This window comes from Caulobacter sp. 05T431, assembly GCF_056665975.1.
In genome coordinates this window covers 1-12,268 of the sequence record NZ_JBFTKU010000006.1, presented here as the reverse complement: position 1 = coordinate 12,268, position 12,268 = coordinate 1, and the positions used below count along the sequence as shown (strand labels likewise).

Annotated in this window: 13 protein-coding genes and 1 pseudogene; 6 read left to right on the top strand and 8 right to left on the bottom strand. The window is 69.2% G+C overall.

Annotated features, from left to right (window positions below; genetic code table 11):
• Positions 1-93: 93 nt before the first annotated feature.
• Entirely contained in the window at positions 94-978 is an 885-nt protein-coding gene (gene bla, locus AC1U89_RS07375) for a class A beta-lactamase (RefSeq protein WP_479899071.1), read from the bottom strand.
• A gap of 112 nt (positions 979-1,090) precedes the next feature.
• Between bla and AC1U89_RS07370 the strand changes: the two genes are divergently transcribed.
• Positions 1,091-1,957 (top strand): LysR substrate-binding domain-containing protein, encoded by an 867-nt coding sequence (locus AC1U89_RS07370; RefSeq protein WP_479899070.1) that lies wholly within the window; start codon positions 1,091-1,093, stop codon positions 1,955-1,957.
• Positions 1,958-2,092: 135 nt separating this feature from the next.
• On the opposite strand, the gene AC1U89_RS07365 is transcribed toward AC1U89_RS07370, so the two are convergent.
• A complete protein-coding gene (locus AC1U89_RS07365) occupies positions 2,093-2,362 on the bottom strand; it encodes a GNAT family N-acetyltransferase (protein ID WP_479899069.1) in 270 nt (89 codons plus the stop codon).
• Positions 2,363-2,440: 78 nt separating this feature from the next.
• On the opposite strand from AC1U89_RS07365, the gene AC1U89_RS07360 reads away from it, so the two are divergent.
• The gene (locus AC1U89_RS07360; RefSeq protein ID WP_479899068.1) at positions 2,441-3,058 is read left to right on the top strand and encodes a DUF3617 domain-containing protein; all 618 of its coding nucleotides are present in this window, start codon (positions 2,441-2,443) and stop codon (positions 3,056-3,058) included.
• Between the two features lie 158 nt (positions 3,059-3,216).
• On the opposite strand, the gene AC1U89_RS07355 is transcribed toward AC1U89_RS07360, so the two are convergent.
• Positions 3,217-4,404, bottom strand: a complete 1,188-nt coding sequence (locus AC1U89_RS07355) for an acetyl-CoA C-acyltransferase (protein ID WP_479899067.1) — start codon at positions 4,402-4,404, stop codon at positions 3,217-3,219.
• 220 nt (positions 4,405-4,624) lie between these two features.
• Here AC1U89_RS07355 and AC1U89_RS07350 point away from each other — a divergent pair, with 220 nt between their 5' ends.
• The 3 genes from AC1U89_RS07350 (at position 4,625) to AC1U89_RS07340 (ending at position 6,017) form a co-directional block, all read left to right on the top strand.
• Positions 4,625-5,128 (top strand): winged helix-turn-helix transcriptional regulator, encoded by a 504-nt coding sequence (locus AC1U89_RS07350; protein ID WP_479899066.1) that lies wholly within the window; start codon positions 4,625-4,627, stop codon positions 5,126-5,128.
• Entirely contained in the window at positions 5,125-5,337 is a 213-nt protein-coding gene (locus AC1U89_RS07345) for a hypothetical protein (protein WP_479899065.1), read from the top strand. Before AC1U89_RS07350 ends, AC1U89_RS07345 begins: the two co-directional genes overlap by 4 nt.
• 170 nt (positions 5,338-5,507) lie before the next feature.
• A complete protein-coding gene (locus AC1U89_RS07340) occupies positions 5,508-6,017 on the top strand; it encodes a sugar transferase (protein ID WP_479899064.1) in 510 nt (169 codons plus the stop codon).
• 1 nt (position 6,018) lies between these two features.
• Here AC1U89_RS07340 and AC1U89_RS07335 read toward each other — a convergent pair whose 3' ends face one another.
• The 5 genes from AC1U89_RS07335 to flgK form a co-directional block, all read right to left on the bottom strand.
• Positions 6,019-6,150, bottom strand: coding sequence for a hypothetical protein (locus tag AC1U89_RS07335; protein ID WP_479899063.1), 132 nt, complete (start codon positions 6,148-6,150; stop codon positions 6,019-6,021).
• Between the two features lie 234 nt (positions 6,151-6,384).
• Complete coding sequence (locus AC1U89_RS07330; protein ID WP_479899062.1) at positions 6,385-6,717, bottom strand: hypothetical protein; 333 nt, start codon at positions 6,715-6,717, stop codon at positions 6,385-6,387.
• A 30-nt stretch (positions 6,718-6,747) separates the two neighbouring features.
• Positions 6,748-7,959 (bottom strand): tRNA 2-thiouridine(34) synthase MnmA, encoded by a 1,212-nt coding sequence (gene mnmA / locus AC1U89_RS07325; protein WP_479899258.1) that lies wholly within the window; start codon positions 7,957-7,959, stop codon positions 6,748-6,750.
• 65 nt (positions 7,960-8,024) lie between these two features.
• Positions 8,025-8,948, bottom strand: a complete 924-nt coding sequence (locus tag AC1U89_RS07320) for a flagellin (protein WP_479899061.1) — start codon at positions 8,946-8,948, stop codon at positions 8,025-8,027.
• A 9-nt stretch (positions 8,949-8,957) separates the two neighbouring features.
• Positions 8,958-11,072 (bottom strand): flagellar hook-associated protein FlgK, encoded by a 2,115-nt coding sequence (gene flgK / locus AC1U89_RS07315; RefSeq protein WP_479899060.1) that lies wholly within the window; start codon positions 11,070-11,072, stop codon positions 8,958-8,960.
• Positions 11,073-11,475: 403 nt separating this feature from the next.
• Here flgK and AC1U89_RS07310 point away from each other — a divergent pair.
• A pseudogene (locus tag AC1U89_RS07310) lies at positions 11,476-12,268 on the top strand (flagellar hook-length control protein FliK); the annotation flags it as partial.

Genomic DNA, 12,268 nt, shown 5'->3' with positions numbered 1-12,268 from the left:
ACGATCGGCAGGGCATGAATAGATCGAAGGCCTTAAAGAACAGTGGCTTGCGGCGCGGCTCATCGCCGCGCCCCTGAGGTTGTATTTGACCTTTTACGACCCGAAACCTTCCGCCACGACCAGTCGCGCGACTTCGGCGATGACCGCGTTGCGGCCGTCGTTGTCCAGGGTCGCGTTGTGCAGATAGGCGGTGATCAGCAGGGGCGGGCGCCCGCCGGCCGGCCAGATCACCGCGATGTCGTTGGTCGTGCCGCGCTTGCCGTCGGCCCAGCTCCCGGTCTTGTCGCCGACCTTCCAGCCGGCGGGCAGGCCGGCCCGGAGGCGCTTGTCGCCCGTCCGGTTGGCGATCAGCCAGGCGGTCAGCTGCTGGCGCGAAGCCTGCGACAGGGCCGAGCCCAGGGTCAGGGCGCGCAGGGTGGCCAGCATCGCGTTGGGCGAGGTGGTGTCATGGATCTCGCCCGGACGGACCGCGTTGAGCCCCGTCTCGTAGTCGTCCAGCCGCGTGACCTTGTCGCCGAGGCTTCGCGCGAAGGCGGTCAGGGCCGGCGGGCCCCCGAACGACAGCAGCAGCAGGTTGGCGGCGGCGTTGTCGCTGAGGGTCATGGTCGCCTCGCACAGGGCGCCCACGGTCATGCCCTCGCCCACGTGCTTGGCGGTGGCCGGCGAGTTGGCCACCAGCACGCCGGGGCCGTAGGGGATCTTGCGGTCCAGGCGCTCCTGGCCCTGGTCCACCCGCTTGAGCACAAGGCCGGCGACCAGGAGCTTGAAGGTGCTGCACAGGGCGAAGCGCTCGTCGCCGCGATGGGCGAAGGTCTTGCCGGTGGCGGTGTCCAGCACCGAGACGCCCAGCCGGCCGCCGCTGCGGACTTCCAAGGCGACGATACCTCGACTAATGCCGCTGGTCAGGCGCGCGGTCGCGGCCGAGGCGGCGGGCGCGGCGAGGGACAGGGCGGGCAGGGCCGAAAGGGCCGTTAACACTTGGCGTCGATCAATCATCGGGTMCTCCATGGCCCGCAAGATGGGCGACGGGTGACCTCCGGATCAAACGATGATACTTCGGCGCAGACCCTAGATAATTTTGGGTATAGAGATGAGCCGCGCGCAGCTTCCCCTCAACGCCCTGCGGGCCTTCGAGGCCTCGGCCCGGCATCTGAGCTTCACGCGGGCGGCCATCGAGCTGTGCGTGACCCAGGCCGCCGTCAGCCACCAGGTCAAGGGGCTGGAGCAGCGGCTGGGCGCGGGCCTGTTCCGCCGCCTGCCGCGCGGCCTGGCCCTGACCGACGAGGGCCTGGCCCTGCTGCCGGTGGTGCGCGACAGCTTCGACCGCATGGGCGACGTGCTGGAGCGGTTCTCGGCCGGCCGGGTGATGGAGGTGCTCAGCGTCGGGGTGGTTGGCACCTTCGCGGTGGGCTGGCTGCTGCCGCGCCTGCCGGCCTTCCGCGAGGCGCACCCGTTCGTCGACCTGCGCCTGTTCACCAACAACAACCGTATCGACATCGCGGGCGAGGGTCTGGACTGCGCCGTGCGGTTCGGCGACGGGGCCTGGCACGGCACCCAGGCCACGCCGCTGTTCGCCGCCCCGATGACGCCGCTGTGCGCCCCGGCCGTGGCCGAGCGGCTGAGGACGCCCGAGGCGCTGAAGTCCGAGATGCTGCTGCGCAGCTACCGCGCCGACGACTGGCCCGACTGGTTCGCCGCCGCCGGCGTTGCGCCGCCGCCGATCCGCGGGCCGGTGTTCGACAGTTCCTGGGTGATGGTCGAGGCGGCCATGCAGGGCGCGGGCGTGGCCCTGGCCCCATCGATGATGTTCGCCCGCGACCTGGAGCACGGCCGGTTGGTGCGGCCGTTCGCCCTGGAGGTGGKGGCGGGGATGTACTGGCTGACCTGGCTGAAGTCGCGCGCCGTGACGCCGGCTTTGGCGGCGTTTCGGGACTGGCTGGAAGAGCAATCCTCATAGACCGCTCGTCCCGGCGAATGCCGGGATCCAGATCCTATGGCTGTGTGGATGATTGGATAGGCTTAATGCTCGTGGCGTCAGCCACACCGCCATTCCATCTGGGTCCCGGCATTCGCCGGGATGAGCGGATTCAAATTAAGCGATCATCTCCGGATCGTTCCGCTTCAGCCAGGCCGCGGCGTAGCTGCACAGCGGCACGATCTTCATCCCCTCGCCGCGGGCGGTCTGGGCGACCTGCTGCATCAGGCGGCCTGCGGCGCCGGTGCCGCGCAGGGCGGGATCGGCCTCGACATGGGGGATCACCAGGCGGTGTCCGCTGCGCTGGTAGTCGGCGAAGGCGATCAGGCCGTCGACCTCCAGTTCGTAGCGGCTCTTGGCGGGGTTGTGGCTGAAGGCGTCGGTCATGACTCGCATATGGGCTGGACGGCGCGGGGCGCCAGGGTTGTTATGGTTCTGGGGGCTAACGCGCGAAAGAGGTGGGCGATGCGGGCTCTAGCGGTGTTCGTGGCGTACGGAACCTTGGCGGCCCTGGCCGCCTGCGGCCAGAAATCCGAGACCAAGACGGCGGAAGCGTCCAAGGCGGCGACGGCCACCTCGCCGGCCGCGCCTGGAGGCGCCGCGCCGGCGCCGGCGGCGACCGCCCCGGCCCCGACCCAGTGGCCCAAGCGCAAGCCGGGGCTGTGGACCCAGACCATGACCTTCAAGGCCCAGAACTTCACCCGCAGCTTCCGCTTCTGCGTCGACGAGACCAGCGACGAGAAGATGGGGCTGGACACCCAGGGCGACGACAAGCGCTGCCAGCGCAAGTCGATGACGCGCGGGATGGACGGCAGCTGGACGGTGGTCTCGGCCTGCGACATGGGCTCGGCCGGCAAGACCGACAGCACCATCCACGTCGCCGGCGACTTCAACACCCGCTACGTGTTGGACGTCACCAGCACCACGACGGGCGCGGCCCAGCCGGCGATGAACGGCGAGCACAGGATGAACATGACCGCCGAATGGTCGGGGGCCTGTCCCGCCGGCTGGACCGGCGGCGACGTCGAGATGCCCGGCGGTCGGCGGATCAACCTGCTGACCAAGGCGGTTTCGGGCGGGTAGGGGGCGAAGCTCGCCCTTCCCGCATCCCCAAACGGTTGTCATCCCGGAAGCCCCGCAGGGGCTGTCCGGGACCCAGGGGGCTGGGCGAAGGCTTTGCGGTTCACCTGGGTCCCGGACAAGCGCTGCGCGCTTTCCGGGATGACAACGGTAAGAGCGCCCTAGACCAGCTCCACCGCCATCGCGGTGGCCTCGCCGCCGCCGATGCACAGGGACGCCAGGCCCTTCTTGCCGCCGCGCGCCTGGAGCGCCGAGATCAGGGTGCACAGGATGCGCGCGCCGCTGGCGCCGATGGGATGGCCCAGGGCGCAGGCGCCGCCGTTGACGTTCAGCTTGTCGTCTGGGATGCCCAGCTCCTGCTGGGCGATCATGGCGACCACGGCGAAGGCCTCGTTGACCTCGAACAGGTCGACGTCGGCGACGTCCCAGCCGGCTTTCTTCAGCGCCTTCTTCATGGCCGGCACCGGGGCGGTGGTGAACAGGCCCGGCTCATGGGCGTGGGCGGCGTGGCTGACGACCTTGGCGACGATCGGCAGGCCCAGGCGCTTGGCCACGCTCTCGCGGGTCATGACCAGGGCGGCGGCCCCGTCGCTGATCGACGAGGAGTTGGCGGCGGTGATCCCGCCGTCGCGGCTGAAGGCCGGGCGCAGGGTGGGGATCTTGGCGGCGTCGGCCTTCAGCGGCTGCTCGTCCTGGCTGACCGTCTCCACGCCCTTGCGGGTGGTGATGGTCACCGGGGTGATCTCGGCGGCGAAGGCGCCCGAGGACACGGCCTTCTGGGCCTTGGCCAGGCCCTTGACGGCATAGTCGTCCATGGCCTCGCGGCCGAACTGGTAGGTCGCGGCGCTGTCCTCGGCGAAGGCGCCCATCAGCTTGCCGGGGGTGTAGGCGTCCTCCAGCCCGTCCAGGTACATGCTGTCCCACATCTGGTCGTGGCCGATGCGCGCGCCCGAGCGGTGCTTGGTCAGCAGGTAGGGGGCGTTGGTCATGCTCTCCATGCCGCCGGCCACGATGATCTCGGCGCTGCCGGCCGCCAGGGCGTCGTGGGCCATGATCGCGGCCTGCATGCCGCTGCCGCACATCTTGTTGACGGTGGTGGCCTCGACCGAGAGCGGCAGGCCCGCCCCGACGGCTGCCTGGCGGGCGGGGGCCTGGCCCAGGCCGGCGGGCAGGACGCAGCCCATGAAGATCTGCTCGACCTGGTCGCCCGAAACGCCGGCCCGCTCGATCGCCGCCTTCACCGCCGTCGCGCCCAGTTCGGTGGCCTTGGCCCCGGCCAGCGCCCCCTGGAAGCCGCCCATCGGCGTGCGGGCGAACGAGACGATGACGACCGGATCGGCATTAGACATGGTTAGGCTCCACCCTGGGGGATTTGCGGCGGAATAAACCCTCTTCGGCGCGGTGGGCGCAAGGGCGTTTCGCAAAGAGCGGGCGGCGGGGGAATGCGGATATTCCGGCCGCCGCCACGCAGTGCGCAACCGAGAGAGTCAATTGCTATAAAAAACCTACTGCTGTAGGTCTGCAAAAGCAACCCTTGCATTCCCCGGCGGAAGGCTTCACCTTCCCGTGATGGGCCGTACCGCCGACTACACCAACGAACGCTGCGCCATCGCCGCCACCCTCGAGGTCGTCGGCGATCCGTGGACCCTGCTGATCCTCCGCGACGCCTTCCAGGGCGTGAAGCGGTTCGAGCAGTGGCAGGAGCGCCTGGGCGTGGCCCGCAACGTCCTGGCCGCCCGCCTCAAGAGCCTGGTGGCCCACGGCGTGCTCGAGCCGCGTCGCTACTCGGAACGCCCGCCGCGCCAGGAATATGTGCTCACCGTCAAGGGGCGGGCCTTGTCGCCGGTGCTGCTGACCATGGCCGAGTGGGGCGACCAGCACGTCTACGGCGTGGGCAAGGGGCCGGTGCACTTCGTCCATAAGAAATGCGGCTGCGATTTCCATCCCAAGCTGGCCTGCGAGGCCTGCGGCGAGATCGTCGATGGTCGCGACCTGTCCCGCGTGATCCACGAGGAGCAGGCCCTGACGGTGGGCGAGGCCCTGGAGGCCTCGATCGGGATCGCCGCCGAGTGAGCTACCGCTTCCACGTCCACCGCACCAAGCCGGCCTACCGGCTGGTGACGGCGGACGGGGCCGGGTTCCCGGACGGGGCGGACCCAGACGACTGGCGCTTCACCCTCGCGCGCCAGCGCGCCGACACCGCCCCCGACGTGGCGCGGCTGGTCGACGAGACCGGCTACTGCCTGTTCAAGATCGGCCTGGGCTTCGACGAGATCGACTGACCTGTGGATCGATCGTCGTGCGTCGGAACCCCGACGCATCGAGCGCGTTCCAAGCCCTCGAGTGTCCAAGTCGCGGGGGACGCTCGGGCGGGGGCGCCCTGAGTGCAGTGGGGTTCGCGTTGAGTGAAGCGACGACGGGGCGTGTCAGCGCGGTTGGCCCCGCCGGGAGTGTGTGCAAGCGGACGCTGGACCTGCTGGGCGCGGTCTTCGTCCTGCTGTTCTTCCTGCCGATCGGCGTGTTGATGATCATCGCCATCCGTTGCGCCCGGAACGGCCCCATCTTCGTACGGGAACAGACCGTCGGGCTGAGAGGGACGATCTTCGGCCGCTGGCGCCTTCACCGGCCGGCCGAGGGCKAGACGGTGTTCGACCGGGCCCTTTGGCAGGCGGGCCTCAACGACCTGCCCTCGGCTTTCAACGTGATCGACGGCGACATGTCGCTGATCGGGCCCAGGCCGCAGTCGCCTTCGCAATATGTCAGCCTGAGCCGGGGGCTGCCGGACTACGCCCGGCGTCTGGAGGCGCGTCCCGGGATGATCTGGCCCCGCGCCGGCGAGGGCGAGCCGTCATGGAGCGCCGAGCTGGACTATGTGACCCGGTGGTCGGTGTTCGAGGATCTGAAGGTGGCGGGGCTGTACGCGGTCCAGGGCCTGTTCCGCGAGGAACAGGGCGTCGACTAGGTCAGCCCGCGACCAGGACGACGCCGGCGATCAGGCTGGCCCAGAGCGCGAGATTGGCCGCGATGACCGTCAGTCGGGTCAAGGAAACGTGCCGGTCCTGGTGACGCTTGTCAGTATAGGCGGCGGTTGCCATGGGCCTCCAACTCCGAATTCTACAACGCCGTCAAAAAGCTTGGCGGCAGCGCACAGTAGATACGTCCTAAATGCCATAAAAGTTTCGTATGTCACTCGCCCACGACGTGAATTTTCGGTGCAGGCCGCAATTATTTTAGCGTGACTATTGATCGGTGAGCGCCGTTTTGGCGTCTCCGTCAATAATGGACCCAAAGGCGGTGGGATCTGCTGCTTTTTGAGGCGTCCGCCCGGCTCAGCTCGCGGGCGCCGAATCCAGGGGATCGCAGGACATGGTGTCGACGATCGCCCGGCCGCGCACGCTTTCGAGTCCGCTCGTATGATAGCGGAAGAGGCAGACCTGGCCGGGCGCCGGCAGGAATTCGTCGGCGCTCAGGCTCAGGACCGACAGGGTCAGGTTCGGCGCGGCGGGCGGGCGGACCTCGATCCGATGCCAGGCCTCCAGGAAGCCCGAGCTGATCCGTGATCGCTCCACCGCCACGACGACCCCGGCGACGAAACGGTTCTCGGGTTCACCCACCGGCGGCGCGGCGATCAGGGACAGGGTCGACAGGGTTTGCAGCAGCACGGACCACGACTCCTCCGCGTGAGGCCGAGCTTAGATCGCCGCCCGCTCGGTGGCCACGATGAAGCCGCCGCCCAGCACGCGCTCGGGATCGGCGGGATCGTACAGCACGCAGGCCTGGCCGGGCGCCACGCCCTCTTCCAGCACGTCGAACAACAGGCGCGGTTCATTGCCGACCAGGGCCAGACGGCCCGGGACGGGTTCGCGGGTCGAGCGCACGCGGGCCAGCACCGGCGCGCCGTTGGCGGCGGCCGCTTCCAGGCTGTCCTCGGCGCCCAGCCAGTTGCCTTCTTTCAGCGACAGCGCCTGGGTCAGCAGCGCCTCGCGTGGGCCGACGATCACCTGGCGCTTGTCGGCGTCGATCTTGACCACGAACAGCGGGTCGCCGACGGCGATGTTCAGGCCGCGGCGTTGGCCGATGGTGTAGCGGGTGACGCCCTCGTGCTTGCCCAGCACGCGGCCGTCCATGTGCACCATGTCGCCGGGCAGGGCGCCCTGCGGCCGGATTCGGTCGATCACCGTGGTGTACTTGCCCTCGGGCACGAAGCAGATGTCCTGGCTGTCGGGCTTGTCGGCGATGGCCAGACCCAGCTCGGCGGCCACCAGGCGCACGGTCGGCTTGTCCATGCCGCCCAGCGGGAAGCGCAGGAAGTCCAGCTGTTCGGGCGTGGTGGCGAACAGGAAATAGCTCTGGTCCTTGGCCGGGTCGGCGGCGCGGCGCAGCTGCGGGCGGTTGCCGCCTGAAGCCGGCATGGCGCGCTGCACGTAGTGGCCGGTGGCCATGGCCTCGGCGCCCAGGTCGCGGGCCACGTCCAGCAGGTCGCGGAACTTGACGGTCTGGTTGCAGCGCACGCACGGGATCGGCGTCTCGCCGCGCAGATAGGCGTCGGCGAAGTCCTCGATCACCTGCTCCTTGAAGCGGCTTTCGTAGTCCAGGACGTAGTGCGGGATGCCGATCCGCTCGGCCGCCATGCGGGCGTCCATGATGTCCTGGCCCGCGCAGCAGGCGCCCTTGCGCGAGATCGCCGCGCCGTGGTCGTAGAGCTGCAGGGTGACGCCCACCACGTCGTAGCCGGCCTTGGCCAGCAGGGCGGCGGTGACGGTGGAGTCCACGCCGCCGGACATCGCCGCCACGATCCGCGTCCCGACCGGCAGGCCTACGGCCGCACGCGCCTGCTCGACCGCGCGATCCAGGGCGGAGGGGGCGGTGGTGGCGGTGTCCAGAAGAGCGATGTCGGCGTCCATCGCGGCCATATAGCGGTTCAGGGGCGGTTTTGCGAGGTTTGGACCTCGGACCGAGTGACGCTCCCCTACCTCAGCACGTTCAGCAGCGACGAGTTCTGCAGGCTCGCGAACACTTGGGCCGAGGCCTGGACGGCCAGCTTGGCGGATTCCAGGCGGGTGACCGCCTCGGCCATGTCGACGTCGGTGATGCCGCCGACCATGGTGGTCAGGGTGTCGGCCTGGGCCGAAAGGTCGGTCTGGGCGGTCTCGAAGCGCTTCTGGTTCAGGCCGTTCTGGGCCTGGGCGATGGTCAGGTCCTTCTTGACGGTGTCGAAGGGGCCCAGCAGGCCCTGCAGGAACTGGCTCTGGGCCTCGGTCAGCTTGCCGGTGAACGGGCCGTTGGCGTCGACATAGGCCTGGACCTGCTTGAAGGCGCCGTAGACGCCCGTGCCAAGCTTGTCGGCCAGCTGGCCGGTGTCGACCGAGGTGGTGTCGTCGATACGGTTGCTGGTGATGTACTGGTCGTTCTGGAACAGCGAGGCGATCGGCGGGCCGGCGGTCAGGTCGGCCATGCTGGTGGCGGTGGTCGGCACGGTGTCGGACTTGGCGCCGGCGAACACGTAGCGGCCGTTGAACTTGCTGTTCAGCCCCTGGACCACGTCGCCGAACGCGCCGTTCAGCTGCTGCATCAGGGTCTCGGCGCTGCCGGCCGCGATGGCGTTGGCGATGGCGTCGCGGGCGTCCTGGGTGGCGTCGGCGATCTGGCCGATGCCGATGTCCTGGACGTCCAGGCGGTTGGCGACCAGCGAGGTCTGGTCCAGGAAGCCGGCGACCTTGGCCTGGGCCGTCTTCATGGCCGTCAGGACCTCGGCGTTCTTGGCGTAGCCCTTCAGGTCGTTGGCGTTCTTCTGGCTGGAGACCTGTTCGCCGGCGACGTTCTGCAGCACCTGGGCGCGCATCAGGTTGCTGGTCATCACGCCGAAATTGCCGGAGGTGGAGACGCGGGTCATGGCTTAACCTCAAACGATATTGGTGAGGACATCGAACATGTCCTTCGTCGCCTGGATCAGGCGGGCGGRGGCGTTGAACGCCTGCTGGTAGGTGGTCAGGTTGACGAGCTCCTCGTCGAGGTTGACGCCTTCCTGCGACTGGCGCTGGGCGTCGACCTCGGTCTTGACGGAGTCGGCGGCTTCCTTGCGGCTGGTGGCCGAGGCGGCCTTGCGGGCGATCGAGCCGCTGAAGTCGGCGCCGTAGTTCAGCACGCTCTTCTTGGAGCCGGCGGTGTCGCCGGCGTTGGCGAAGGTGGTGGTGCTGTCGCCGGCCTTGGCCAGGGCCAGGGCGCCGCGGCCGTCGCCGACCGCCAGGGCCGGGACGCCGGCCGCGACGGTCAGGTCCAGCTTGGCGAACGGCAGCTTGGCGGGGTTGGCGTCCATGGCCGGGTCGACCGAGTAGAGGCCGCCGCGCGTGCTGCGCTCGCTCATGCCCACGCCGAACAGCTGGCTGAGCGAGGGGCCGCCCACGCCGCGCTGGGTCTTGTCCTCGACCACCGACAGGTTGACCGGGGTGGCGCTGTTGGACGTGAAGGTCAGTTCGCCCTTCGAACCCAGGGTGAACGCGCCGTAGAGGCCCACGCCCGAATTGCGCGAGTTCAGGGCGTCGATGGTCTCCTGCATCGTGCCGGTCCCAGTGGGGATCGCCACCTGGATGTCGCGGATGCGGCTGCCGTCGCCGTCGGTCAGGCGCAGGGTGATGGTCTGGCCGGGGGTGAAGCCGCTCTGGTCGCCGGCGACCATGCCGGTCTCGTAGGGCGAATAGCCGTCCGAGCGGATGATGTCGTTCAGGCCGAAGAACTGGGAGAAGCCCTTGCCCGCCTTGGTCGAGGGCGTGGTGGCGTCGTCGACGATGGCGATGCCGTTGGTGGCGGCCGTGGTGTTCAGGCTCAGCTGGCCGTTGGCGAAGGCCGCGGTGGCCGTGCCGCCCAGGGCGGTGTTCAACTGGGTCAGGAAGTTGGTGTTGGTGAAGGCCGGGCCGGCCGCGCCGTTCACCGTCATGGTCCCGGCGCCGAAGTCGATGTCGACCCGCCGGACGATGGCGCTGTTGGGGTCGGTGATGGCGATCGTGGTCTTGCCGGTGAAGTTGGCGAAGGCCGTGTTGGCGTCCAGGCCCAGGTCCTTGCCGGTCATGCTGTTGGGCGCGGGGACCGAGCTGGCGGCGTTGGAGGCGCGGTTCAGCTCCTCGGCCGCCCGGCTGACGAACTCGCCCAGCTGGTCGGAGAGGTTGGGCAGCTCGGTGTTGCGCAGCTGGAGCAGGCCCTGGATCTCGCCGTTGGTGACGGCCAGCGGCATGACCTGGCCGCCGCTGTTGGCGGTGACGACGGTGAGATAGCCGTTGGCGGGGCCCGACTGGTTGTAGGCGATCGTAGCCGGGCCGTTGCCGGCCAGGGTGACGCCCTCGCCCGAGCGCACCATGACCCCGCCGTTGGCGCGGTCGCTGACCTGGATGTTCATATAGGTCGACAGCTCGTTGATCAGTCCGCTCTGGACGTTCTCGGAGCCGGTGCCGTCGGCGCCCGCCATCTTGGCGCGGGTGATGTCGACGTTCAGGGCGTCGATCTGCTTGAGCAGGTCGTTGACCCGGTCGACGTCGGCGCCGATGCGGTTGTCGGTGTCCTTGATCTGGCTCGACAGCGACGAGGTGATGCGCTTGCTCTCGCCGAGGAAGTCCTCGACCTTGGTCACGGCGCTGCTGCGCAGCAGGGTCGAGGAGGGGTCGTCCACGGCCATGGAGAAGGCGGAGTAGACGTCGTCCAGGGTGGCGAAGAAGTTGTCGGCCGCGCTGGGGTCGCCGAACAGCTTCTGGGCGTTGTCCATGGCCGTCGCGATCGCGCCCGTGCGCCCGGAGTCCGAAGCGCCGTTCAGGCTGGCGGCGGCCATGAACTTGTCGGTGGCCCGCTTGATGGCGTCGATGTTGACGCCCACGCCCATGCCGTTCGACACCAGGTTGGACTGGGCGATCGTCTTGCGGACGTAACCGGCGGTGTTGATGTTGGCGATGTTGTCGGAAACGACGCGCAAGCCGGTCTGGCTGGCCATCATCCCCGAGGTCGCGACGTTCAAGATGGTGTTCAACGACATGGTCTATTCTCCGGCCAGCTCGGCAAACCACGAACGGCACGACGCGACCTTGCCCGGCGAAAACTGCCGGGCGTTGCGGGGTTCGACCCCTTCGGCAATGTGCAAGCCATTGAAATTCATGGCAATTCGTTCCTGACGTCGAGCGAGCGACAAGAACGTATGCGCAAGGAGGGCGCCAACTGCGGGTGGGACGCGACGACGCGGCAAGCCTGGTCCCGTTAACCCTGTTTGGCCCGGCAAAAAACGCCGTGGTCGGCCTATCCGAAGTCGTAAATGCAAGATTAAAATCAAATAAAACAATAGCTTGTCTGGTTTCTGCGAGTTGGCCCGGCGGTTGCTGAGGGATGTCCGGATCAAGGCGTGTCCTTTTCGGGCCGCCATCCTCCGTGGACCCAATCGACGCATGACCGCGATCGCTGCTCCCACTTCCGTCCTGCCCCAGGCCCCGGCGATCGCCGGCGGCTATGACAAGGACGCGGCCGACGGGTTCGGCGCGCTGCTGGCCCAGGCCGGAGGCGCCAACGCCGCGAACGACAAGACCTCCACGCGAGACGCCGGCAAGGCCGCCGACCGGGCGCAAGACAATAAGGCCTCCAGCGCCAAGGCCGCCGACGCCAAGGCCGATGCGAAGGCCGACAAGGCCGATCGCGCCGCCGACGCTTCGGACAAGGCCGCCGACGCCAAGGCGCCGGCCAAGGTCGCCGACGCCGACAAGGGCGACGCCAAGKCTTCGGACGCTTCGACCGCCGACAGCAAGACCGACGCCAAGACCGATGCCGACACCACCGTCGCCGACGGCCAGCCCGCCGACGCGACCGCCGGCCAGGCCGACGCCGCCGCCCTCGCCGCCGCCGCGGCCCTGATCGCCGCCATGCAGGCGCCGACKACCCAGCCCCTGAAGACCGACGCCGCCGCCGACGCGACCGCGACGACCGGCCAGGCCGCCGCCGCCGCCGACACCACCTTCGCTCCGGTCGTGGCCCAGGCCGCCGCCGCCCAGGAAACCGCTGTTCCCGCCGCCGCCGTGGCGACGGACGCCGCCGAGACCGCGCCGGTCCTCGACMTGCCGCAGACGCCGACGGCCTCGGCCGCCGAGCTCGCCGCCGCGACGGCCGCGGCCGCCGCCGCCAAGGCCAAGACCGCCCCGAGCGCGCCGGCCGCCAAGACCGATGCCCCCGCGCCGGCTCCGGCCGCCC